General features: G+C 57.7%; 28 protein-coding genes. 20 read left to right on the top strand and 8 right to left on the bottom strand.

Features of this window, described 5'->3' with window-relative positions; genetic code table 11:
* The first annotated feature begins 123 nt into the window (after positions 1–123).
* From aceE to lpdA, 3 genes are read left to right on the top strand one after another with little or no spacing between them, the layout of a single operon-like run.
* Positions 124–2,793 (top strand): pyruvate dehydrogenase (acetyl-transferring), homodimeric type, encoded by a 2,670-nt coding sequence (aceE, locus tag VN577_02965; protein ID HWR13761.1) that lies wholly within the window; start codon positions 124–126, stop codon positions 2,791–2,793.
* Positions 2,794–2,826: 33 nt separating this feature from the next.
* Positions 2,827–4,629 (top strand): 2-oxo acid dehydrogenase subunit E2, encoded by a 1,803-nt coding sequence (locus VN577_02960; protein HWR13760.1) that lies wholly within the window; start codon positions 2,827–2,829, stop codon positions 4,627–4,629.
* A gap of 29 nt (positions 4,630–4,658) precedes the next feature.
* Positions 4,659–6,068, top strand: a complete 1,410-nt coding sequence (gene lpdA / locus VN577_02955) for a dihydrolipoyl dehydrogenase (protein HWR13759.1) — start codon at positions 4,659–4,661, stop codon at positions 6,066–6,068.
* A gap of 1 nt (position 6,069) precedes the next feature.
* Here the strand turns inward: lpdA and VN577_02950 are convergent, their stop codons facing one another.
* Both VN577_02950 and VN577_02945 read right to left on the bottom strand, forming a co-directional pair.
* Complete coding sequence (locus tag VN577_02950) at positions 6,070–6,381, bottom strand: hypothetical protein (GenBank protein ID HWR13758.1); 312 nt, start codon at positions 6,379–6,381, stop codon at positions 6,070–6,072.
* 167 nt (positions 6,382–6,548) lie between these two features.
* Entirely contained in the window at positions 6,549–6,803 is a 255-nt protein-coding gene (locus VN577_02945; protein ID HWR13757.1) for a hypothetical protein, read from the bottom strand.
* A 203-nt stretch (positions 6,804–7,006) separates the two neighbouring features.
* Between VN577_02945 and msrA the strand changes: the two genes are divergently transcribed.
* Positions 7,007–7,474: a peptide-methionine (S)-S-oxide reductase MsrA gene (gene msrA, locus VN577_02940; GenBank protein HWR13756.1), complete on the top strand. Its 468-nt coding sequence runs from the start codon at positions 7,007–7,009 to the stop codon at positions 7,472–7,474.
* Between the two features lie 50 nt (positions 7,475–7,524).
* On the top strand, positions 7,525–8,643 hold the full coding sequence (locus VN577_02935) for a D-glycerate dehydrogenase (protein ID HWR13755.1): 1,119 nt from the start codon (positions 7,525–7,527) through the stop codon (positions 8,641–8,643).
* 7 nt (positions 8,644–8,650) lie between these two features.
* On the opposite strand, the gene VN577_02930 is transcribed toward VN577_02935, so the two are convergent.
* The gene (locus VN577_02930; protein HWR13754.1) at positions 8,651–8,965 is read right to left on the bottom strand and encodes a PilZ domain-containing protein; all 315 of its coding nucleotides are present in this window, start codon (positions 8,963–8,965) and stop codon (positions 8,651–8,653) included.
* 74 nt (positions 8,966–9,039) lie between these two features.
* Here VN577_02930 and VN577_02925 point away from each other — a divergent pair, with 74 nt between their 5' ends.
* Positions 9,040–9,549, top strand: coding sequence for a hypothetical protein (locus VN577_02925; GenBank protein HWR13753.1), 510 nt, complete (start codon positions 9,040–9,042; stop codon positions 9,547–9,549).
* Here VN577_02925 and purQ read toward each other — a convergent pair whose 3' ends face one another.
* The 4 genes from purQ to VN577_02905 form a co-directional block, all read right to left on the bottom strand.
* Positions 9,550–10,233 carry a phosphoribosylformylglycinamidine synthase subunit PurQ gene (purQ, locus tag VN577_02920; protein ID HWR13752.1) on the bottom strand — a complete coding sequence of 228 codons (684 nt, stop codon included), beginning with the start codon at positions 10,231–10,233 and terminating at the stop codon, positions 9,550–9,552.
* Positions 10,234–10,341: 108 nt separating this feature from the next.
* Positions 10,342–11,019 (bottom strand): periplasmic heavy metal sensor, encoded by a 678-nt coding sequence (locus VN577_02915; GenBank protein HWR13751.1) that lies wholly within the window; start codon positions 11,017–11,019, stop codon positions 10,342–10,344.
* The gene (locus tag VN577_02910) at positions 11,009–11,440 is read right to left on the bottom strand and encodes a hypothetical protein (protein HWR13750.1); all 432 of its coding nucleotides are present in this window, start codon (positions 11,438–11,440) and stop codon (positions 11,009–11,011) included. The genes VN577_02915 and VN577_02910 overlap by 11 nt, the downstream gene beginning before the upstream one ends.
* Positions 11,427–12,035, bottom strand: a complete 609-nt coding sequence (locus VN577_02905) for a sigma-70 family RNA polymerase sigma factor (protein HWR13749.1) — start codon at positions 12,033–12,035, stop codon at positions 11,427–11,429. The genes VN577_02910 and VN577_02905 overlap by 14 nt, the downstream gene beginning before the upstream one ends.
* An 89-nt stretch (positions 12,036–12,124) precedes the next feature.
* Between VN577_02905 and VN577_02900 the strand changes: the two genes are divergently transcribed.
* The 3 genes from VN577_02900 (at position 12,125) to VN577_02890 (ending at position 14,186) form a co-directional block, all read left to right on the top strand.
* Positions 12,125–12,616 carry an AI-2E family transporter gene (locus VN577_02900; GenBank protein HWR13748.1) on the top strand — a complete coding sequence of 164 codons (492 nt, stop codon included), beginning with the start codon at positions 12,125–12,127 and terminating at the stop codon, positions 12,614–12,616.
* Positions 12,617–13,497: 881 nt separating this feature from the next.
* The gene (locus VN577_02895; protein HWR13747.1) at positions 13,498–13,785 is read left to right on the top strand and encodes a hypothetical protein; all 288 of its coding nucleotides are present in this window, start codon (positions 13,498–13,500) and stop codon (positions 13,783–13,785) included.
* Positions 13,782–14,186: a putative toxin-antitoxin system toxin component, PIN family gene (locus tag VN577_02890; protein HWR13746.1), complete on the top strand. Its 405-nt coding sequence runs from the start codon at positions 13,782–13,784 to the stop codon at positions 14,184–14,186. Before VN577_02895 ends, VN577_02890 begins: the two co-directional genes overlap by 4 nt.
* Positions 14,187–14,237: 51 nt before the next feature.
* Here VN577_02890 and VN577_02885 read toward each other — a convergent pair whose 3' ends face one another.
* Entirely contained in the window at positions 14,238–14,684 is a 447-nt protein-coding gene (locus VN577_02885; protein HWR13745.1) for a pyridoxamine 5'-phosphate oxidase family protein, read from the bottom strand.
* A 252-nt stretch (positions 14,685–14,936) separates the two neighbouring features.
* Here VN577_02885 and VN577_02880 point away from each other — a divergent pair, with 252 nt between their 5' ends.
* From VN577_02880 to argB, 11 genes are all read left to right on the top strand, one after another.
* Complete coding sequence (locus VN577_02880) at positions 14,937–15,686, top strand: YebC/PmpR family DNA-binding transcriptional regulator (protein ID HWR13744.1); 750 nt, start codon at positions 14,937–14,939, stop codon at positions 15,684–15,686.
* 126 nt (positions 15,687–15,812) lie between these two features.
* Complete coding sequence (locus VN577_02875; GenBank protein ID HWR13743.1) at positions 15,813–16,199, top strand: YidB family protein; 387 nt, start codon at positions 15,813–15,815, stop codon at positions 16,197–16,199.
* A 176-nt stretch (positions 16,200–16,375) separates the two neighbouring features.
* Entirely contained in the window at positions 16,376–17,260 is an 885-nt protein-coding gene (locus VN577_02870) for an MBL fold metallo-hydrolase (protein HWR13742.1), read from the top strand.
* 98 nt (positions 17,261–17,358) lie between these two features.
* Positions 17,359–17,961, top strand: coding sequence for an acyloxyacyl hydrolase (locus tag VN577_02865; GenBank protein HWR13741.1), 603 nt, complete (start codon positions 17,359–17,361; stop codon positions 17,959–17,961).
* Positions 17,962–18,041: 80 nt separating this feature from the next.
* Positions 18,042–19,511, top strand: a complete 1,470-nt coding sequence (ftcD, locus tag VN577_02860; protein HWR13740.1) for a glutamate formimidoyltransferase — start codon at positions 18,042–18,044, stop codon at positions 19,509–19,511.
* A 162-nt stretch (positions 19,512–19,673) separates the two neighbouring features.
* Positions 19,674–20,609, top strand: a complete 936-nt coding sequence (locus VN577_02855; protein HWR13739.1) for a hypothetical protein — start codon at positions 19,674–19,676, stop codon at positions 20,607–20,609.
* Between the two features lie 146 nt (positions 20,610–20,755).
* Complete coding sequence (locus VN577_02850; GenBank protein HWR13738.1) at positions 20,756–21,100, top strand: hypothetical protein; 345 nt, start codon at positions 20,756–20,758, stop codon at positions 21,098–21,100.
* Positions 21,090–21,485 (top strand): hypothetical protein, encoded by a 396-nt coding sequence (locus VN577_02845; GenBank protein HWR13737.1) that lies wholly within the window; start codon positions 21,090–21,092, stop codon positions 21,483–21,485. The genes VN577_02850 and VN577_02845 overlap by 11 nt, the downstream gene beginning before the upstream one ends.
* Positions 21,486–21,583: 98 nt before the next feature.
* Positions 21,584–22,027 carry an arginine repressor gene (argR, locus tag VN577_02840; GenBank protein ID HWR13736.1) on the top strand — a complete coding sequence of 148 codons (444 nt, stop codon included), beginning with the start codon at positions 21,584–21,586 and terminating at the stop codon, positions 22,025–22,027.
* A gap of 2 nt (positions 22,028–22,029) precedes the next feature.
* On the top strand, positions 22,030–23,070 hold the full coding sequence (argC, locus tag VN577_02835) for an N-acetyl-gamma-glutamyl-phosphate reductase (protein HWR13735.1): 1,041 nt from the start codon (positions 22,030–22,032) through the stop codon (positions 23,068–23,070).
* Positions 23,067–23,849: an acetylglutamate kinase gene (gene argB, locus VN577_02830; protein ID HWR13734.1), complete on the top strand. Its 783-nt coding sequence runs from the start codon at positions 23,067–23,069 to the stop codon at positions 23,847–23,849. The genes argC and argB overlap by 4 nt, the downstream gene beginning before the upstream one ends.
* The last annotated feature ends 3 nt before the right edge of the window (positions 23,850–23,852 follow it).

The following is a 23,852-nucleotide window of genomic DNA, read 5'->3' as shown; positions in this document are numbered from 1 at the left end:
TTGTCTCGCATCACGAACCATCGGTGACACGACTTGGCAGCACTTTCAGAATCCCGCAGCAGCGTTGATCATCTGTTAAGATTTGGACAATCCGAATTGTCTATTAAGGGAAAAATTCAAACTATGAGCGTTGACGTCGAACAGGACGGCCTGGAAACAGTAGAAACGCGCGAGTGGCTCGATTCGATGGATTACATTCTCCGCCATCGCGGGCGCGAGCGCGCCGTCAGCCTGCTGGAGAGACTGGAACTGCACGTGAAGCAGTCCGGTGTGCGACTGCCTTTCACTGCCACCACGCCTTACATCAATACCATTCCCGCCGATCAGCAACCCCCATTCCCCGGAAGCCAGGAACTAGAGCGCCGCATCAAGAGCCTCGTGCGCTGGAACGCCCTCGCCATGGTCGTTCGCGCCAACAAGCTTTCCGAAGGTATTGGCGGGCACATCTCGACGTACGCTTCCGCCGCGACGCTGTACGAAATCGGATTCAACCATTTCTTCCGCGGCAAGGGTGAGGGAACGGAAGGCGACCTGGTTTACTTCCAGGGACACGCCGCGCCCGGTGTTTACGCCCGCGCATTCCTGCTTGGGCGTCTCCCGAAAGAGAAACTGGAGAACTTCCGCCGAGAACTTGCGCCCGGCGGCGGACTGTCGTCCTATCCTCATCCGTGGCTGATGCCCGATTTCTGGGAGTTCCCGACTGTCTCGATGGGACTCGGCCCGATTATGGCCATCTATCAAGCTCGCTTCAATCGCTATCTCGAAGACCGCGGATTGAAAGCGCCATCCGACCGCAAAGTATGGGCGTTCCTCGGTGACGGCGAAACCGACGAACCAGAAGCGCTCGGCGCAATCACGCTTGCCGCACGCGAGCGCATCGACAATCTCATCTTCGTAATCAACTGCAACCTGCAGCGACTCGACGGTCCGGTACGCGGCAACGGCAACGTCATCCAGGAACTCGAAGCTGCATTCCGCGGCGCGGGATGGAACGTTATTAAGCTCATCTGGGGTTCCGACTGGGATCCCATTCTGGCCAAAGATAAAGACGGTTTGCTCGTGCAGCGAATGAGCGAGTTGGTCGATGGCGAGTGGCAGAAGTACTCAATCGAGAGCGGTGCTTATCTTCGCCAGCACTTCTTCGGAAAATATCCGAAGCTGCTCGAATTGGTGAAGCACCTGAGCGACGATCAGCTTCGTCGTCTGCGTCTTGGCGGACACGACCCGATCAAGGTCTACGCTGCCTTCAAGGCCGCGGTTGAACACAAAGGTCAGCCAACCGTCATTCTTGCCCGCACGATCAAGGGATACGGACTCGGCGAGAGCGGTGAAGGCAAGAACATCACTCACCAGCAGAAGAAGCTGAACGAAGAAGAGTTGAAGGCATTTCGTTCGCGCTTCGGTGTTCCGCTGTCGGACGAAGAGATCGAGAAGCTGGCGTTCTATCGTCCACCCGACGACTCGCCGGAAATTTCGTACCTGCGTCGGCGTCGCCAGGAGCTCGGCGGGTACATTCCGAAGCGCGTCAATCGCAGCAAGCCAATCAAGGATGTCGCTCCAGAGATCTTCGAGGAGTTCTATTCCGGAACCGAAAGTCGCAAGGCGTCGACGACGATGGTATTTGTTCGTATGTTGGCGAAATTGCTGCGCGACCAGAAGCTCGGACATCTGGTCGTTCCGATCGTGCCCGACGAGGCTCGTACCTTCGGCATGGAAGCACTCTTCCGGCAGGTCGGTATCTACTCGCACGTCGGACAGCTTTATGAGCCGGTCGATCGCGACACCCTGCTGTATTACAAGGAAGCCAAGGACGGCCAGATTCTCGAAGAGGGAATCACGGAAGCCGGATCGATGTGCGACTTCATCGCCGCCGGTACCGCTTACGCCACCCACGGCATTCCAACGATTCCATTCTTCATCTATTACTCGATGTTCGGACTCCAGCGCGTCGGCGACCTTGTATGGGCCGCGGGCGATCTCCGCGCAAGGGGCTTCATGCTTGGCGGAACCGCTGGGCGTACCACGCTGGCCGGTGAAGGACTCCAGCACCAGGACGGCAACAGCCACATCCTCGCGATGCCGGTGCCGAACCTCGTCGCCTACGATCCGGCATTCGCCTACGAACTCGCCGTCATCATCCAGGACGGCATCCGGCGCATGTACGGCAACGACGAGAGCGTTTTCTACTACATCACGGTGATGAACCAGAACTACGAACATCCTCCAATGCCCGAGGGTTCGCGTGAAGGCATCGTGAAAGGCATGTATCGCTTCAACCAGTCGGGGCTGAAGGACGCAAAGCTGAAGGCGCAACTCTTCGGAAGCGGCGCCATCCTGCCCGAAGTGATCAAGGCGCAGAAACTGCTTGAGAAGTACGGTGTTGCGGCCGACGTGTGGAGCGTCACCAGCTATAAGGAGCTTTACAAGGACGCGATCTCCACCGAGCGCTGGAACATGCTGCATCCGGGCGACAAGCCGAAGGTGCCTTATGTCGCCGAATGCCTGGAGAAGACGGAAGGCGTGCTCGTCGCAGCCAGCGATTACATCAAGTCGCTGCCGCTGTCGATTGCGCGCTGGTGCCCGCGTCCGCTGCATGCGCTGGGGACCGACGGCTTCGGACGCAGCGAGAGCCGTGAGGCCCTCCGCGACTTCTTCGAGGTAGACGCGAAGTTCGTCACGCTTGCCACGCTTTCCGAACTTGCGAGAGAGAAGAAGATCAAGCCCGAAGTGGTTCAGCAGGCGATCAAGGATCTGGGGATCCGGGCGGACAAAGGCGATCCGCTTCACTCCTAACGAGATGTGCGTACATAGACGGAAGGAACGGGAATGAGCACTGAGGTTAAGCTACCGGAGCTTGGCGAAAACGTAACCTCCGGAGACCTTCTAAAGCTGCTGGTGAAGGTCGGGGACAAAATTCAAAAAGACCAGGCAGTCATGGAGTTGGAAACCGATAAGGCGGCCATTGAAGTGCCGTCGCCTATCGGAGGCACGGTTCAGCAGGTTCACGTCAAAGAAGGCGAAAAGGTAAAAGTCGGCCAGTTGATCCTCTCGGTCGAGGAGAACGGCACCGGTGCAGCAAAAGGTGCCGCGAGGGAATCGGCTGAAGGTGGCGTCGCCCAGGGCGCAACTCCTCCTCCGGCGGAAGAGAAGGTCCAGCAGCCTCCATCCAAGGCGGTTAGTGCTGGCCCGGTTCAACCGACGCCTCCGCCAAAGAAAGAATCGAAACCAGCACAGACTCAGTTGGTAGAGTTCAAACTGCCTGAACTCGGCGAGAACATTAGCGCTGGCGACCTGCTCAGTGTGATGGTGAAAGTCGGCGACAAGGTGGAGATCAATCAGCCGGTCGTCGAACTCGAAACTGACAAGGCGACCATCGAAGTTCCTTCGACTGTCGCCGGCACGGTAACGAGCGTACTCGTAAAGCCCGGGCAAAAGCTCACGGTAGGCACTGCGATCTTTACGGCGGAATCCGCCGGCGGAGAACCACAGGGAGCCGAGGTCGCGGCTGAAACCGATACCGGGGGAATTGGCACGGGTGGCCAGCTTCCGCAGGAGCAACCGATCGGCGCGACAACTCAGGAAACCATTGAGCGCACGCCCGCGCCGCAGCCGATTCCGCGTGCGGAAACCGCTCCGAAAGCCAGTTGGGAAGACGAGAGCGCTCCGCCTCCGGCGCCTGAGGTGCCAGAGCAGATCTCCGGGCGCACGGGCAAGTCTCCCGCCGACGTTCCCGCGGGACCTGCGGTTCGTGCGTTGGCGCGTGAGATCGGCGTCGACATCACGGAAGTGAAGGGCTCCGGCCCGCGTGGGCGCGTCACGCCGAAGGACGTGAAGGACCATGCGCGTCGTAGCGCACAGGAATATGAGCGCGGCATGGTCTCCGGCGGACGTATGGTCGCCGCAGCTCCATTGCCGGATTTCGCCAAGTGGGGAACTGTCGAGCGCAAGCCAATGGCTGCCGTGCGTCGAAAGACCGCCGAGCACATGGCGCAGGCCTGGTCGATTCCGCACGTCACCAACAATGACAAGGCGGATATCACCGCCCTCGATCAACTGCGGAAGAGCTATTCGAAGCGGGCGGAAGCGGCTGGCGGGAAGCTCACGATGACTGCCATCGCGCTGAAGATCGTCGCAGCGGCCATTAAGCAGTTCCCGCAATTTGCAGCCAGCATCGATCTCGGCAAGGAAGAGATCGTTTACAAGAGTTACACGCACATAGGCGTGGCCGTGGATACTGAGCGTGGACTGCTGGTTCCTGTCATTCGCGACGTTGACCGCAAAAACATCATCGAACTTGCGGTTGAACTCCAGCAGGTGGCGCAAAAGGCGCGTGACCGCAAGCTCAGCATGGACGACATGCAGGGTGGCGTGTTCACGATCACGAATCTGGGCGGCATTGGTGGCACCAGTTTCACGCCGATCATCAACGCGCCGGAGGTTGCGATCCTCGGCATGATGCGTTCGGCGATGGAGCCGGTTTACATCGACGGCAAGTTCGAGCCGCGGCTGATGCTGCCACTATCACTTTCATACGATCACCGGCTTATCGACGGAGCGGATGCGGCGCGCTTTCTGCGCTGGGTCTGCGAGGCGTTCGAGCAGCCATTCCTGTTGTCGTTGCAGGGCTAACCAAATCATTTCGGAAGAATCGAGCACTCATGAGCAAGAACATTGCAGTGGTGGGTGGAGGCCCCGGCGGATACGCCGCCGCCTTCTATGCAGCCGATCTCGGCATGCAGGTGACGTTGATCGACGAAGCCGTTAACCCAGGAGGCGTCTGCCTCTACGTCGGTTGCATTCCGTCAAAAGCTCTGTTGCACGTTGCCGCGCTCATCAACGAAGCCGAGCACGCGAAGGCCTGGGGCGTGGAATTCAGCAAGCCGAATATTGATTTGAATCGGCTCCGCGACTTCAAGAACTCAGTCGTGAATCGGCTGACCGGTGGTCTGGGGCAGCTTTCAAAGCAACGCAAGGTTAACTATGTCCGCGGACGCGCCGGGTTCGTGAATTCCAACACGCTCAATGTCCGGATGGCAGAAGGCGGCGAACAGAAGCTGTCGTTCGACAACATTATTCTGGCGACAGGCTCGCGTCCCGCGATGATCCCCGGCGTCCCGCCGTCGCAGCGCATCATGGACTCTACTGCCGCGCTCGAACTTCGCGATATTCCCAAGACGCTCCTCGTCATCGGCGGCGGATACATCGGCCTGGAACTGGGAACCGTCTATGCGGCGCTTGGGACGAAGGTCACGGTCGTCGAAATGTTGCCGCAGATTTTGACCGGCGCTGATCGCGATTTGGTGAACCCACTGGCCAAGCGGCTTGAGAAGAAGTTCTCGTCCATCATGCTCAATACCAAAGTGGTTGAGATGAAGGAAACCGCGGACGGTATCAAGGTTCGGCTCGATGGACCGAATCTCGCGGCGCCAGAGCAGACGTTTGAGAAGGTGCTCATCTCGGTCGGGCGCAAGCCGAACACCGACATCGAAGGGCTCGACAAGACGCGCGTCACCAAGGTGCAGCGCGGCTTCATTGAAACCGACCTTCAGCGCCGGACGAAAGATCCTGTCATCTTCGCCATCGGCGATATCGCCGGCGAGCCTATGCTTGCCCACAAGGCATCGCACGAAGGCCGTGTCGCGGTGGAAGCCATCGCAGGCAAGAAGACCACGTTTGAGCCGCGCGCGATTCCGGCCGTCGTTTTCACCGACCCCGAGATCGCGTGGTGCGGCCTGACCGAGACGGAAGCTCAGGCCAAAAACATTCCGGTCAAAGTTTCGCGGTTCCCATGGGCAGCCTCAGGCCGAGCGGTTACGCTCGATCGCATCGAGGGTGTGACGAAGCTAGTTATCGATCCGGAGACGGAACGCGTTCTGGGTCTCGGTATCTGCGGGCCGAATGCAGGCGAAATGATCTCCGAAGGCGTGCTCGCAGTCGAGATGTCGGCCGTTGTCGACGACCTGTCGTTAACGATTCACCCGCATCCCACTCTGTCGGAAACGATCATGGAAGTCGCCGAGGCATACCACAACGTCTCGACGCACATCTATCGTCCGAAGCGCGGATGAATTAACGGTGATGGGGTAGGTGAACGTGGGCCCACCAATGCTGGTGATACTCCACGGGATGATTCTTTGCCTCAAACCAGAGGTAAGAAGTCATGCCTACTGCGAGAAACAGAAATTGCGCAATCAGGAAAACCAGCATCCCCGTGGAGGGACTCTGGGCTGAGGGTTCCTGCACGAGTTCAAACGATCCGGGAGCGGGCACCATGTCCTGAGAGTGAGCCGGAACCACAACAAGAAGAAGCAACAGCATGATCATTCCGGCTGTAATGAGAAGCGATGTGATTTCGCGATAGAGGAAAGTTCGGGCCAGCATGGTTCACCTCCTCGACCTGAGGTCCCGACTACGAGCCCTGCTGATTTCATTGTCCTCCTCTTCAAGAGGAGGCAGGCGTAATTATCGTGGGTCATTCCCGAAATGGGACATCGTTGGTGACTAGTACGCACGGGCGTGCGCCGGTTGTCTTGGGAGGAAAACTCGCCTCAATGGCGCAAATGCAAACGCGACCACCAATGGGAAACTTGAGGCTGGCGCTCTTTGTGTACTTTAGCGCTGAATGTCAGGTATGAAAACATGATGGCCCAAAGCACCAGAACCTGCCCGATGAAATACACGAAGAGCGCCCGCATGGTTTGCTGTGGCGTATCGCCGATGACCTCAACAGAAGCGCTCTGATTCAAAGGAGCATCCTGTGAAATCGTGGGCGCCACCGCGACGAACAGCAACACCAGGAGCATGAAAGGCACGCAAAGACTTGAGAAGAATCCTCTGGAAGACTGCGCTGTGAGAACCATTTGGCCACCCCCCGTTTAGGTTCTGGCGATCTGTATGAAGCCAATTCTGCAACCTGTGGCAGGGAATTGAGCCTTGTTTATTTTCGGATTTCCCATTTTGGAACGAACGTTCGTATACAGCATCATATGGACGAGGAGAAGAATGGATGACTGAGAAAGCTACTTTTGGAGCAGGATGCTTCTGGGGCGTCGAGACCCGTTTCGGTGAAGTTCCGGGAGTAACTCAGACCGCAGTCGGCTATGAAGGCGGCCAGATGGTCAATCCCACATACAGAGATGTTTGCACCGACGAAACCGGCCACGCCGAAGTGGTCGAACTGGACTTCGATCCCACCAAAGTAAGTTACGAGGAGCTGGTTCGGCTCTTTTTTCAGCTTCACGATCCTACCCAGTTGAACCGCCAGGGACCGGACTACGGCACGCAGTACCGCTCCGTGATTTTCTATCACTCTCCCGAGCAGAAGGCGGCAGCGGAAAAGGTCATGCAAGAGATGCAGCAGTTGATCACCGGGAAGATCGTGACGGCGATTGAGCCTGCGCAGACCTTCTACCGCGCGGAAGAGTACCACCAGAAGTATCTGGAGAAGCGCGGCCTGAAGAACTGCCACATTTAGTTCTCCGATATACTTTCCAGTTTGCTCTTGCGAGCGGAGGCTGACTGAGGATGGCAGCAGAGAAACGCTTTCGTGTCTTTGCCACGTGTTCCATCGGCGAACCGGCGGAAAACAAGCTTCGTCAACATGGAGTCGAGTTGGAGGTTTATCCCAAACCGGAAGCTCCACCCAAGGCTTTGATCCTCGAAAAGGTGCGGTCGGGAATCGACGGTCTCATCACCACTCTGCGAGATCCCATCGATGCCGAACTGTTTGAAGCCGGCAAAGGCAAGCTCAAAGTCGTATCGCAGATTGCCGTGGGATTCGACAATATCAATCGCGCCGACGCTAACCGCTACAGAATCCCGTTCACGCACACGCCGGATGTCCTAACCGAAGCCACTGCGGAGTTTGCCTTCTTCATCATGGGAGCTCTCGCCCGCCGGCTTTGGAGCAGCGAACGCCTGGTCCGCGATAACCAGTGGGGCTACTGGCATCCGTACCTGCCGTTTCTGGGAGACGAAGTCACGGGGAAGACTATCGCCGTCATCGGCACGGGGCGAATAGGGCTGGCGATGATCAAGAAGTGCACCGGTTTCGACATGAACATCTGCTGCTTCGATCCCGCGTACCAGAATCACGAGTACGTGAAGTCAGTGCAGGACTTAATGGACCTGCGGTACCAGCGAGGAATGCAGCGCGAAAAAACATGGATTAAGTACACAAGCTTCGAAGAAGCAGTGAGACATGCCGACTTCGTTAGCGTGCACGTGCCGTTGCTGCGTGAAGGCGAAACCGACATGCCCACGTTTCACCTTTTCAATGAGCGTGCCTTCAAGTTGATGAAGCCTACAGCGTTCCTCGTGAATACCTCGCGCGGTCCCGTGGTGGACGAAGCTGCATTGGCTAAGGCCCTGAAGCAGAACCTGATTGCCGGTGCGGCGCTCGATGTCTTTGAGAAGGAACCGCTACCGCCCGATTCACCGCTTCGCGACCCCGAAATCGAGGATCGCTGTCGTTTGTTCTCCCACTTTGCCAGCGCAGGGAAAATCACTCGGCTTTCGGAAGATCCCGATAAAGGAATGGCCGGACGCTGTGCGCAAGGTTTGCTGGACGTGCTCGAAGGGAACTACAACGGAGACATTTCGAAGATGCCGTTTGTTGTGAACAAAGAGGCGTTTAAGGGCTAGAGTCCCCTTAGCACGGAAGCGGGCTTTTGAATTGCATCCCGACGTAGGTATGTTGTGGACCGGCGACGGTACGCACGATGGTGCTTTCAATCGTGCGGAAGCTGTTCTCGGCAGGGAAGCCCGGTGGAACTGGCATCTCCAGCAAAACGTGCTTCTCTTCCGGAACTTTCTTCAGGGCGACAAGAATCCCGCCCGCGCTGACATTCACCGCGGTACCGAATTCGAGAATGGGACGACCATCGAGACCCGTGCTGTGAACAAAAACGGGAAACGCGAGGGGGAGCCGCTGCCAGCGGCGTGACTTGTGCTTGGGTTCCGTCACGAGTAGATTCTCTTTGGTACGAATGATTTAGCCGAGATGTCGCAGGTAGTTGCACCTGTGCCAGTCATGGTCCAATGAACTTTCGATATAGAACCTGGTATGTACTAATTCCTGTTCTGTTATGCATAACCATCTCGTTAGATGCGCAGACGCCTAATTTCTCTGGCATATGGAAGCTGGATAAGGAAAAAAGTGACTTTGGACCGCAACCCCCGCCGGATTCGGCCGAGTATGTAATTCGTCACATTGGATCGAGGCTTTCCTTCAATTTCACCCAGGATGGTGAAACCAGCCGGGTAGATCTGACCCCCGACAACGAGGAGCGAGTTACCAGCAGCAACTCCGAAACGGCTACGTGGACCCGCGCGCACTTTGCGGGAGACACGCTGGTAATCGAATCAAGGGAGCGCCGGAAGTACGGTATCCAGGTGGCCACTGGGACAGGGTGGACCAGTCGTTGGTCACTGTCGCCGGACGGCAAGGAATTGATTATCGAGCGAACGATTCGGAATGCGCTTATGGAAGCGAAGCAGCGGATCGTGTATGACAAACGGCCGCTGCCGAAGGCATCCAGCTCTCAATAATTACTTCGCTACCAGAGAACCAAGAACAGCTTCGAAAATCCTGAACCCGTCGGTGCAGCCCATCTCTGTTTCGCTGGAGCGCTCGGGATGAGGCATCATGCCGAGCACGTTGCGTCCTTCATTGCAGATGCCGGCAATGTTGTCCACCGAGCCATTCGGGTTGGCTGTTTCAGTGACTTGTCCGTCCTTTGTGGAGTACCGAAAGACGATGCGGTTCTGGTCCTGGAGTTGTTTCAGGGTATCGGGGTCACATACGTAGTTGCCTTCCATGTGACCGACCGGAATTTCGAGCACTTCACCTTTGCGCAGGTTCGAGGTGAAAGGCGTTTCGTTGTTCTCGGTGCGCACGAACACAGAGCGGCAGATGTACTTCAGTCCGGCGTTCCGGATCAGCGCGCCCGGAAGCATGTGCGATTCACAGAGGATCTGGAAGCCATTGCAGATGCCCAGCACGATGCCGCCATTGTCGGCGAACTTCTTCACCGATTCCATCACAGGTGAAAAACGCGCGATGGCGCCCGTGCGCAGGTAGTCGCCGTACGAGAAGCCGCCCGGAACGATGATCACGTCGCAATTCGCGAGATCGTGCGACTCATGCCACAGGTAGGTAACCTGCTGCTTGGCCTTGGTTTCCAGTACCCAGAATGGGTCCTGATCGCAGTTGGAACCGGGGAACTGAATCACGCCGAACTTCATGCATCAAGGATAGCAGAGCAACCGAGGATTGCTGCTGAGATTGCGGGAATGAATAAGGGCCGGCACGTGGCCGGCCCATTTTGGAGTGCGCAGCAATTAGAGCTTGTGCTCGAGATCGGATTGCAATTCCACATTGTCGGAGCAGTGAACGATTCTCATCCCGTTCTTCTCGGTGGCGCTGCACGTACCACCCTCGATCGGAAGTGGAGGAAGGTCGTCATCAAAAAGCTCGGACTGTGGACCTGGTCCGGGACCGGGGCCAGCAGGGCCGCCGATGCCAGGGCCGGGCGTATGGCGGAAGAAGATGCGGTCCTGCATTCCGCCGCGCATGCTACGTAGCTGCTTCCACTGGTCGGGCGTGAGGATTTTTCGGAAGTCGAGGTTCATCATGGTGAACTCGCGCTCGACTTTGCCGCGTGCCGCGAGCACCTGGTCAACTTGCGAGTTGATCGAGGAATCGTCGGCGGTATCGCCGTCCAGCATCTGCTGGAGTTTCATGTCGGCCTTTTCCATCTCGGCGCTATAGTCGATCAGCTTCAAGCGGTGCTGGTAGAAGGTTTCTTCGAGTTGCTTGATCTGGTTATCGCTGAGCTGGAGTTTTTCGGCGACCTTCGAGTTCTTCCACCAGGCGCCGAGTTCATGACGCTGGACGAATACCTTGCGGTCCATGTTCCCACCAGGTCCGAGTGGACGCGTGTTAGGCCCCGGATTCTGTTGTGCCCATCCCAACGAGGACACGAGTGCGAGCACGAGTATCCCCAACTTAGTCTTCATAGTTCTTCTCCTTCGCTTTCTGCGACTGATCTTTTTCGTTCAGAGCTTGTGTCATGTCCCGGGCGATCAAGGTGGCGGGTTCAAGCGATGCCGGCACGCCGGAGTTCATGGTGCGTTCGAGCGCGACCATCAGGTCGTGATCGGAGATCTCGACGTGCCCCCGCTGTTCCGCCACCTGAAGCTGCTGCTGAACAACCGGTTGCTGCGGACGGCCGGGGAGCAACAATCCCAGTGCCAGCGCGACAGTGGCGGCCAAACTCGCCCACGCCAGGTACGGCGTCGAGATGCGCGGCTTGCGAATTTCCGACATCACCCGTGCGCGCTGGCGTGCCCAGAACCATTCTGGCCGCTCAGCTCCCCTTTGCGCCGAGTCGCGCCATGCGTCGAGCGCCTGCCGTAGATTTTTGTCATCGTGTTCCACTGCGATGTTCCTCCAGTCTGGTTCGGACGGTAGCGAGCGCCCGAGACAAATGCGACTTCACGGTTCCCAATTCCATCTCCAGCGTGCCGGCGATCTCTTCCAGGCTCATGTCTTCGGCGAACCGGAGCACGAAGACTTCGCGCTGATTCTGCGAGAGCCTTTTGACGGTGCGCCAAACCGTCTGCACTTCCTCGCGAGCGAGCAACTGAGTTTCGGCGGTGGCCCGGATATCCGGCACGGTTTCGACTGCGGCCGATTGCTGCTCGCCGTCTTCGTTCTCGCGCGTATCCGCAAACAGGCGCTTCCAGAACCCATGGCGCTTATTGCGCTGATAGTCGCGCGCAAGGTTGACGGCGATACGGAAGAGCCACGTGTCCACCGAACTCTCGCCGCGGAAGCTGTCGCGCTTCTTGTACGCCCTCAGGAAACATTCCTGAGTGAGTGTGTCGGCAGCGTCCTCGTCGCGCAGCAGGGACATGAGCAGACGGAGAATTCGCTTCTGGTTCCGAAAGACCAGTTCGTCGAAGTCTTCGGCGGTAAGCGCCTGAGTCTGCAAGCTGGGTATCGCCGCCAGGCTGACCATGGAGTCTGCCATTCTCTCCTGCTGTGAACTTTGACGGCGGTCGTGAAGGGCAGTTTACAGAAAATTGGCGAGCGGAGAAGATTGGGCATCCAATTGGGATCATGCGGGCGCAAGAGCATTTACAGATAACGGGCGGGGCACTGAAGCGCTGGTTGATTGCCCAGACGAAGGATTCGGCCGCCGTGGCGGGATTGTGGCTGGTGGCGCTGCTGGCGCTACGGGTACCGGGAGCGGTCTTGTGGGCGATCCTGGCGTTCTTTTTTCAGTATGTGCCGAACGTGGGCGCCGCCCTGACGCTAGTGGCGCCGATGGTGGCGCTGGGGATCGAGGGCCTGCTGGAGAGCGATTACGACTGGATGCGGCTGGTGTATCTGCTGATTGCATATGCAGTCATCGCGGGAATCGACGGGTTTGTACTGCAGCCGTACTTCATGAAGCGCACCGCGAAGGTGCCGGTGTGGGCGTCGATCGTGGTGCCGATCGCGATGGGGCTAGTGCTGGGGTTCTGGGGCGTGCTGCTGTCTGCGCCGCTGCTGGCAGTGGTGTATGCGTACAAGCGGAGGAACGAGCCGATTGTGCTACCCCCTCGATGATTTTTTCTGCGCATCGTGAAAACAAAGGGTTTAGCTGTGGACTTTGTGCTAAGTTCCTGTAGCTCAAGAACTTGGCGGTAAGGTGGTGCAAACAGGGAAGTTAGCACGGCTGATGCTTTAAGTCGCTTCGCATTTAGGTTTTGAGCCTCCACTGAAATCGAAAAGGGCGATCCGTTTGGGGACCGCCCTTTTTCTATCCTGATTTAAGTCTAACAATTTGGCTGGAGGCATCATGCCAAGTTTCTAGAATTTATTTTCCGAATTAAATCAGCGAGTTACAAAGAACTTGGGCGTTAGACCCACTTGACAAAGGTTTTCCGGAAATGGGAATGGTGGGCCATCATTGCCGTGGATACAGTGCTGGGCAAATACCGTTGTCCCCCACGCTAGAATCTTTATGCCCCTATGAGCAATTGGCTTGTCGCATTGTCGATCATCGCCGTCGTGGTTCTGAAACTCCTGATCGTGCTTCGCCGAGCGGGCGAGTTTAGTGGAGAGTATCGGCTGACATGGAAGGGATGGTGTGTTCGATTTGGGATGGTGGGAGCAGGTGTCGCAATGGTGTGGGCTGCGGATCGGTACTTCGCAGGACACGTCTGGTACACCTTTGCGGGTATCGCATTCATCGTATTGCCGCTATTTTTGAAGCAGATCCCGTACGAAATCCAGACCAGGCTTTTTAAAGGACGGAGGAGAACGAACTTTTGCACGGAAAGGGAAGCGCAAGAAGTCCAGTTTGCCGGTCGCCTGAATACTTACAGCAACATCGCCACGGCGCGGCGGCACAGAATGTCTGTGCCACATTTTCTGCCCAGAGGGCGATTGACCGCGCGGCGGTGTAGCGATATTGTGTCCATATCGGCTACGAAAGGGCTACACTTATGAAATTCATCAGCACGCGGGATCTGCGGAATCGACCGGGACTAGTGCAGGAGATGGTCCAGAAAGAGGACCTGGTGCTCACTGCGAATGGCAAACCGGTGGCACTTATGGTGCGAGTGGACGAAGATGATTTCGAAGAAAGCCTGCAAACTGTGAAGCAGGCAAGGGCGTTGCTAGCCGTCTCGCGCATGCGACGCCGGGCCGCCGGGCTTGGTCTGGACAAGATGAGCGAGGAAGATATCGAAAAGGAAATCCGGGACGTACGTGCACAGCGGAAAGCGCGATGAGGTGCGTCGTAGATACAAACGTGATCGTCTCCGGGTTGATAACGGAGAGCGGAAATCCCAGGCGGGTCGTGGATTCGATCCTCTCGCGAAGCCTCACGGTATTGTTCGACGATCGAATCCTCGGCGAGTACCGAGAGGTACTGCGGAGGCCGAAGTTTCGGCTGCCAAGCTCCGAGGTGGAGGCATTTCTCGCTTTCGTTGAAGAGTTTGGGGAGTATTGCAGCGGACATTGGATCGATGTGACACTGCCGGATGCAGCGGACCTGCCATTCCTTGAAGTTGCCGTTGCCGGGTTAGCCGATGCGTTGATTACCGGGAATGCGAAACACTTCCGGCCAAAGAAGGGGCGACATAACGTAAGGATCATGACACCAGCGGAGTTCGAGAGGCGTGCGAATTAGCGTTGATCGCCCCAGCGCGGCGGCACAGACAGGAATGTCTGCCACATTGACTTACTCGAACTTCCATCTTGTGGCGCTGTTTACGAAATCCTGTTCTCGCCAGGCCATCACTTTTGCAGGAGTGATTTTGTAGACGGCCGCCGGACTGGGGAAGGTCGACAGGCGGATCTTGTATTTGGCGTGATAGGCGTCGTCGATCTCCTGATTGAGCTGAATTCTTTCTGCCGTTCCTTCGACGATGACGGCTTCGTCTCCGCTTTCGAGGTGAACGGTTATGGAAGGTTGCGCGTCGATGTTGCGGGCCTTCAATGAATTCGGGTCGGTGGAGAAGATGACGGCCTGGTCGAGCCAGAGTCCCCAGACGGGAGCGGCGTGCGGTCGCCCGTCGGTACGAGTGGTGCAAACCCAGTAGTTGCGGCTGCGCTCAAGCCGTTCGGCGGCCCACTCCCAAGGTAGAAATTCGATCTTCGTGCCGGGCGGTGTGTATCCGGCAGGCATGTGGACGCGGGTAGGGGCTGGGAGGCTCGTTGGCTTTGGATGGTTCGACGACATGAGTAGCAGTTTATGCCACAACTCTTAGCTAGTGGCTTTTGCGGACAAGTCCAACGATTCCAATGTTCTGCGGCTGGAAGCGGGTGATATAATCTGAGCTCGCCCTTAGCAGTTTGAGGGCAAACGTGTGGGCGCACGCAACTCGGCGGCAGCCTTCGCAGGGCAAACACCCTTCATACTCAGGAACGAGGTCGCACTATGTCTGGCCATTCAAAATGGGCCACAATCAAGCATAAAAAGGGCGCGTTGGACGCGAAACGCGGCAAGATCTTCACGCGCCTGATCAAGGAAATCACCATTGCCGCGAAGAACGGCGGCGGTGATCCGGACAAGAATCCGCGTCTACGCAAGGCCGTGGCCGACGCGAAGGCCGAGAACATGCCGGCGGACAACATCAAGCGCGCGATCCAGCGCGGAACGGGCGAATTGCCTGGCGTGCAGTATGAGGAGTTCACGCTCGAGGGCTACGGTCCCGGCGGCGCGGCTGTGCTGGTGGAGTTGAGCACTGACAACCGCAACCGTACGGTCAGCGAAATCCGGCACGCGTTCAGCAAGAACGGCGGCAACATGGCCGAAGCGGGCGCCGTGGCGTGGATGTTCCACAAGAAGGGCGACATCATGGTTCCGAAGTCGGCTGCGAAAGAAGACGACCTGATGAACCTGGTGCTGGAGAACGGCGGTGAAGACCTGAAGGACGATGGCGAAAGCTGGGAAGTCCTGACGGATCCGAGCGCATTCGAGGCGGTGCTGGAGGCTGTGAAGAAGGCCGGTATCACGCCCGACAGCGCGGAGATTGCGATGGTCCCGCAGAATTATGTGAAGCTGGAAGGACAGGCCGCGAACACGATGGTGCGTCTGTTGGAAGCCTTGGATGACCAGGACGACGTGCAGCACGTGTGGTCGAACTTCGATATGGATATCAAGGAACTGGAAGAGGTAGCGGGATAGCAGCTAGCGATTCCGATAAGAAATGAGCCGCTCAGAGATGGGCGGCTTTTCTGTTTGCGATTCCTTCGAATGCGGCTCATGATGTGCATCTCACAGGAATCCTGAATACTGAGGTGCAGCATGGGTATGCTCGGGAATATTCTTCAAGGCCTTGGTGGCGGGCAGGGAAACCTGCTGCCGATCATCCTGAAAGTCCTCCAAAACCAGCCAGGCGGTTTGGGCGGCTTGCTGAATTCGTTTCAGCAAAAAGGCATGGGCGACATCGTGCAGTCGTGGATCAGCACCGGCCAGAACAAGCCGATCTCCGCGGAACAAGTCTCGGAGGCGCTAGGGCCTGAACAGGTCAGTGCCGTGGCGAATGAGGCGGGCATCTCGCATGAAGAGGCGAAGTCAAGCCTGGCGTCGCTACTGCCGCAAGTGGTGGACCGGTTGACCCCAAATGGACAGTTGCCGCAAAGCAACGACCTGATGTCTCAAGGCATGGAACTGCTGAAGGGGAAGCTGTTCGGATAGCTCCGTTGGTTCACGGAAGCCGCTCATAGATGGGCGGCTTCTTTTTGTTGTGACAATCATCCGTTAAGAACAAGTTCGGTTCGGTACAATGTCCGCCTATGTGGAAGCTCGTTGCATCACTCCTACTCTTTTCCTCCCTTTTGTCAGCACAAACGCCAACGGCCGATAAGGCGCAGGTGAAATCGTTAAAGGTGACGATTCTTTCCACCATGCTGTCGGATTTCGAAGGGATTGGCGAGTGGGGATTCGCGGCGCTGCTGGAAGCGGATGGGCGTCGAATCCTGATCGATACGGGCGCGCGTCCGGATACGGTGTCGATCAACGCGCGGGAGATGAAGGTCGATCTCAGCGATGTGAAGGAAGTGGTCCTAACGCATAACCATGGCGACCACGCAGGCGGGTTGCTGACGCTGCGTCGGGAGTATGCAAAGAAGAATCCGGCGGCCTTGTCGGTGGTGCATGTGGGAAAGGGGATTTTCTATCCGAGGCCGGGGCGGGATGGGAAGGAGTCGAATGCGACGTTGCTGCTCCGCGATGAGTTCGAAAAGGGCGGCGGGCGTTTCGTGGAGCACGATGGCTTTACGGAACTTGCTCCAGGGGTTTGGCTAACGGGGCCGATTCCACGTCAGTATCCGGAAAAGAACTATCCGGGCAGGGCGAAGATGCGAACGGCGGAAGGACTGGTGGACGACATTATCCCGGAAGACCAGGCGATCGTGGTCAACACGGCTAAGGGCTTGGTGGTGATCTCCGGGTGCGGACATGCTGGCATTGTGAATACAGCGACGGCGGCTGAGAAACGCTATCCGGGGACGCCGATTCACGCACTGATTGGCGGCTTTCACATGTTTGCCGCTACCGATCAGCAGGTGGATTGGACGGCGGAGAAACTCAAGCCGCTCGGAGTGCAGAACTTTATCGGAGCACACTGCACGGGGATTAATACCGTATTTCGGCTTCGCGACGACCTGGGATTGCCGAGGGACGCAGCGGTGGTCGGCGCGGTGGGAGCGTCGTTCGTGCTGGGTGAGGGGATTCATCCCGGGGTGATCGCGAAGTAAATAGGCTACAAACCTTCCATGCAGGAACCGGGTGAGCACTCGCCTATGCCTTGTCTTGCCTGATACATTCTTTCGTTGCACCCAAACAAGAGGTTGGAATGAAAGCTCGTTGGCTCGTGCTGTTCGTGTTGTGCGCGTCGGTGATGGTGGTGGGTCAGGATGGCCACGCCCTGAAGAAGCCTGTGTGGGAGATCGGCCCCTGGGTGGGCGGCGGCACGGGGTTGGGCGCGGCGTCGGAGTTTAAGTTTGTGAACGCCGGCGTACGCTTCGGGCGAGTGCTGACGCACGAGATCGGGGATGGCAAGTTTCGCGGCACGTTCGAGTGGGCGGCGGATGTAATGCCCATCTATTACGTGCGCCAGTCGGAGTTCTACGATTCGGGTCCGCAGAAGTGGATCTATGCGTTTTCGATGAATCCGGTGGTGCTGAAGTGGAACTGGACGGCCAACAAAAAAGTTGTACCGTACTTCGCGGCGGAAGGCGGGATGCTGATCAGCAAGCAGGATATCCCGCAGGCGGATACCTCGAGCTTTAACTTCACTCCAGGCGGGGCATTCGGGATTTACTGGTTTACGTCGCCGAGGAGAGCGTGGGACTTTTCCGTGCACGTGACGCATATCTCGAACGCGAGCCTGGCGGATCATAACCCCGGAATCAATGCGACGATGCAATTCCGGATTGGATATACGTGGTTTAAATGAATTTCGTAATTCGGTAATTTTTAATTGGATAATTTGAAAACCCTTGGACCTGCAAGTCCAGGTTGGATGCGAACTTCATCATGGCACTTATTGAATGTGTACCGAATTTTTCTGAAGGCCGCGATAAGGCGAAGGTGGATGCCATTGTCGAGGCAATGAAGGTGGGCGGAGTTTACCTGCTCGATCGCGAGATGGACAGCGACCATAACCGGTGCGTGATTACAATTGTGGGCGATCGGGATGCGATTGCCGAGGCGGCGATTCGCGGCGTGGGCAAGGCCGCGGAGTTGATCGATCTGACGAAGCACCAGGGTGCGCATCCGAGAATGGGCGCTTCGGATGTGGTGCCGTTTATCCCGATTGACGGTGTGTCACTCGAGGATTGCGTGCAGATTGCGCGGTACGTGGGGCAGGAGATATGGAAGCGATACCAGATTCCGATCTACTACTACGAGGCGGCGGCGATGTCGCCAGAGCGCACAAATCTGGAGAACATCCGTCGCGGGCAGTTTGAAGGCATCCGCGATGAGATTGCGACGAACCCGGCCCGGAAACCGGATGTGGGCGAGGCGAGGGTACATCCGACGGCGGGTGCGACGGTGGTGGGCGCGAGAAAGTTTCTGATTGCGTACAACGTGTTTCTCAGCACGACGGACGTGGACATCGCGAAGAAGGTCGCGAAGGCGGTGAGGTTCTCGAATGGCGGACTGCGGTTCGTGAAGGGCGCGGGGTTTCCGGTCCGCGGACTGGCACAGGTATCGATGAACCTGACGGATTTCGAGCAGACGCCGATTGCGCGGGTGTTCGAGTACGTGAAGAGGGAAGCGGCACGGTACGGCGTGATGCCGGTATCGAGCGAGATTGTTGGGCTGATCCCGAAGAAGGCGCTCGAGGATGCGGCGGAGTGGTTCCTGCAGGTGGAGAACTTCGACTCGTCGCTGATCCTGGAGAACCGGTTGGCAGCGGTGATGGGCGGCAAGATGGCTGTCGGCGGATTGAGGGCCGGCGTAGAGCCGTTTATCGAGCAACTGGCGGCTCCGACGGCGACGCCGGGTGGTGGTAGCGCGTCGGCTGCCTCGGGCGCGATGGCGGCGGGGTTGGCGCACATGGTAGCGGCGATGTCGCGGGGTAAGAAGGCGTATCTGCAATACGAGTCGCAGTTGAGCGAGGCGATTGCACGGTTGTCGACGTTGCGTGAGGAGTTAAAGGCGGCGATCGACGAGGACGCGAAGGCGTTCGATGACGTGATGAAGGCCTTCAAAGCGTCGAAGGACTCGGCGGATCCGAATGCGGTCACCATGCCGGCTATGAAGCGGGCCACGCTGGTTCCGCTGGGGGTGGCGCAGAAGTCGGCCGAGGTGAAGCAGTGGGCGGTGAAGCTGGGGCCGATAACGAATCCGAGGGCGGCATCGGACTTGAAGGTGGCGCAGGCTCTGGCGGATGCCGCGACCGCGGGCGCGCTGGATAACGTGGAGATCAACCTGCAAGATATGGCGGATCCGACGTTCGTAGAAGAGACGCGTTCTAAGGTGCAGAAGATAGGCCGGTAGCGACACAATCGGCACGTGCACGGGTTTGTACTTCCGTTACGGATCTAGGTGGGACTGCTGAGGTCGGGAGCGTTCCTGAGCGGGTAGAATGGAAGTTCCTGCTGATGCCACCGGTGAGCCAAAGTTGACATCCTATTCAGCAGGACACGTTAAAGAGGTGCCATGAGGCGTTTAGTTTCAGCAATCTGCCTGGCGGTGTTGGGCAGCGGTTTAGCTTTCGGTGCGGCGCTGGGTACATCGACGCGCAATGCCATTCCGTCGGACGTGCAGCAGATCATCTCGGTTGACTACCGGGCATTACGGAATTCTCCGACGGCGCTTGCACTTAAAGGCCAGGTGTTGCCGCAGAACCTGAAGGACTTTGAAGCGGCGCTACGCGGCGTTGGGGTGAACCCCGATATGGACGTCGAGCAGTTGACGTTTGCGTCGTTTCGAGTGCCGAAGGGCGGACTGAAGATTATCGGCGTGGCGGCGGGTCAATTCCCGACCAAGAAGCTGCTGGCCCGCATGAGAGCCAAGAAGATCACGGGCACCAAGTATCGTACGAACGTCCTTTATCCGATGAACGGCGGCGTGCAGATGTCGTTCCTGGACGACTACACGATGCTGTTCGGCGAACAGAGCGCCATTAAGGCAGCGCTCGATGCTCGCGATGGCGAGTCGGAGAGCCTGAACAGCAATGGCGAGATTGGGGACCTGATCCAGTCGGTGGATAACGGAGCCGTCTGGAGCGTGCTGGATACGCTCGGCACTCAGAACCTGCTGCGCTCAACGCTGGGCGACGCTTCGAAATTGGCGGATTACGAGTCAGTGAAGAAGCGGGTGCGCGGATCGCGCTACACCATGGACTTCAACCAGGGCGTGAACTTCAACCTGGATGTGGTCACATCCGACGCGATGACGGCTGCGACGCTGTCGTCGGTGCTCAAGGCGGGCATCCTATTTCGTAAGATGAACGCCGAACCTGCCGAGAAGATGGCCTTGGAGAGCACGACGGTGGATTCCGACAGCGGCGTACTGAAGCTGCGGTTCAAGACCGACGACTCGAAGTTCCAGGCGTTGATGAAGTCGGACCTGTTCCAGGCGGTTTCGCGGTAGAAGATCGTTGTTCCGGAGGGCGGCCACGAGCCGCCCTTTTTCATTGTTCCCAATTTGGAATTTGCCCGCCTGCGGCGAAGGTTTGTTGTTGCAGGTGCGAACTCGTTGGTTAAGACTCCGCGTATCCATTGAGTTTGGAGGTTCTGATGAGCCTCATCTGGCAAAACCTGGCGCAGGTTGTGCTGTGCATGGGCCTGGCCATTCTCATATTCGCTTTTCTCCAGAAACCGCTGACTGAACTGCTGAACCGTCTGATCGGGCTGCCGGCGGCGACTGCCTTCTATACACGTGTGCTTGGGTTGGTGGTCTTGCTGATCGCCCTAAGACGGTGCGTGCAGCTCATCGACAAAGCGGACGACGCATGGGGCGCAACGTTCCGTGTGATGGAGAACGTGGAAGACGTCATGGAGCCACTTTTCGTGTCATTGCTGGTCTTCCTCGGGCTGATTACCGTCCTGGTAGCTGTGCTGAGGCGTGGGCATGAGCAATAGGGAATTCCTGTACGCCTGGTTCCCCTTGAGCTGGGTGATCGCGGCAGCGGTGTCGGCAATTGTCGTGGCTTTGCTCTGGAGGCTGGTGCAGGAGCTAGCGTTGAGGTTCGGCGGCCGTTTTCGAAGGTTTATGCAGGTAATGTTTCCGGCGGGGATCGTGCTGCCGATCTTCGCCGGATTCCTCTCGATCAGCTACTACGAGCAAAGCTGCTACCGCTATTCGAGTTCGACGGAGGTCATCCGCGACCGCTCTCACCTGGTTTGGGTGGCAGAGTCGGAGATGGCTGCCATCGCGGAACATCTGGTGTACGTGCTGTTTGTATGGGCCGCCTTGTATACGGTGCTCGTGGCGGTGTGGAAGCGCATGAACTCCTCTCAGCAATAATTCTGGTGGTACAACCGCAACATTTCCTTCTCGCAATTGTTTCTTGACTATTACGTGCTCAACGTTGCATAATTATGCACTGTTATGCAGGTTTATGCATGAGCAAGCTGATACGGCACAAGAAGATTACCGACCTCATCGCAGACGAGGCGATTTATACGCAGGAAGACCTGCGGAAGCTGCTGCGGAGAAGCGGAATCCATGTGAACCAGGCGACGCTCTCGCGTGACCTGCGTGAGTTGGGACTGGTGAAAACCGTAAACGGCTATGCGCTTCCGGCTGCGGAAGACGGGGCGGGCGCTCCGATGCCGGCGCTGGAACACCTGCTGCGGGAATTCGTGGTGGATGTACGGGAGGCGGAGAACCAGTTGGTACTGAAGACGACGCCGGGCAGCGCGCAACCAGTGGCGGCGGGTTTGGATTCGTCGGACTGGGAAGAGCTGGTGGGAACGATTGCCGGCGACGACACGATTTTGATCATTACGCCTTCGAAGGCGGTCTGCCACAAGGTGGCGTCAAGAATTCGGGAGATTATCGAGTAGAGATGTCAGCGCAGTTACAAACCGCAGTGATCGGACCGACCGGGTACACCGGTTATGAGTTGCTGCAGATCCTTTTTCGGCATTCGCGGGTGAAGACGCCGCTGCTGTTCGTGCGCGAAGGAGCAGAGAAGACCGGCACGATTGGCGACGTTTATCCGCAACTCAACGGCAAGGGCAGTCTGCCGCTGGAGCCGTTCTCGTGGTCGAAGGCGCACCAGGCGGGCGTGGATCTGCTATTCCTGGCGACGCCGCATGAGTTCTCGCGTGACTTTGTGCCGGAAGCAATCAGCCGGGGTTTCCGTGTTGTGGACTTGAGTGGCGCGTGGCGGTTGCAGTGTCCGCAAAACGTTGCGGTTTACGGATTCAAAGACGCTGATGCAGATGCGGCTAAGAAGTTGACGGAGTCCGCCGCTTACGGCCTGCCCGAGTTGCACAAGGACGCTATCGCTCATGCGCAACTCGTGGCGAACCCGGGATGCTATCCGACAACGATCATCCTGGCGCTGGCTCCGTTTGTGGCTGCTGGACTGGTGGATGTTGAGGCCGGCGTAATTGCGGATTCGAAGTCGGGCGTCTCTGGGGCTGGTAAGGCTCCGAAGGCAGACACGCACTTCGTAGAAGTATCGGACAACTTCCGGGCCTACAACCCGACGAGCCACAGGCATCGGGGCGAGATCCTGGAGCAGTTGAAGATCGAGTCGGACGACCTGGTCTTCACGCCACATCTGCTGCCGATCACGCGCGGGATGTTCTCAACCATCTACGTGCAACTGCGCGAGGCAGCGAACGTAGAGAAGATCGAGCAGGTTTGGAAAGAGTTCTACAAGGATGCACCGTTTGTTCGCGTGTTTGGGACGAAGATTCCGGAGATCGCGTGGTCGGTAAAGACGAACTACTGCGACCTGGGATTTGCGCTGGCGCAAGATGGCCGACGATTAACGCTCTTTTCGGCAATTGACAACCTGGTGAAAGGGGCGTCGGGACAGGCAGTGCAGAACATGAATGTAATGTACGGATTCGATGAAAGGGAGGGCCTGCAATGAGACTGGTATTGAAGATTGGCGGAGCTGCTCTCGAGAACAAAGAGACGCTACAGGCGTGCGTACGGGCGATTAAGAGCCTTGCCGAAGACGGACATCAGTTGGTGGTAGTCCATGGTGGCGGCAATGCCCTGACGCGGACCCTGAAGAAGCTGGGCAAGCAGAGCGAGTTCGTGAATGGACTGCGCATTACCGATGCCGAAACCCGCGATGTTGCCCTGATGGTGCTGGCGGGCTTCATGAACAAGGCGCTGGTTGCGGCGCTGACGAAGTCGGGCGTCCATGCGATTGGATTGTCGGGCGGAGATGGCCCGGTTTTCCGTGCGCGCAAGCGTAAGGGCGGACCGGATCTTGGGTTCGTTGGTGACATCTGTGCCGTGGATACAACCTGGCTGGATGCGATCTGGAAGGCCGGCGGCGTTCCGGTGGTGTCCAGTATCGCGCTGGGTACGGACAACGAGTACTACAACGTAAATGCCGACCAGATGGCGGCGGCCTGCGCCGTTGCGTGTCATGCACAGACGCTGATCTTCCTGACGGAAGTGGCGGGCGTGCTGGATTCGACGGGTCTACCCATTCGACACCTGGATCAGAAGGGCATCAAGTCATTGATTCAGACGTCGGTAATCACGGGTGGAATGTTGCCAAAGATGGAAGCGTGCCAGTCAGCGTTACACGGTGGCGTGGGAAGAGTTCGCATCTTCCCGGCGCAAAACGCGGCTGAACTGGCTGACTTCTACATGAAAAAGATTGATCTGGGCACGGAAGTGTCCGCGGCATAGGGC

Source organism: Terriglobales bacterium, assembly GCA_035561515.1.
GTDB lineage: Bacteria > Acidobacteriota > Terriglobia > Terriglobales > Acidobacteriaceae > DATMXP01.
Note: the sequence above shows the minus strand (reverse complement) of the source record. Positions and strands in the feature narration are given on the sequence as shown.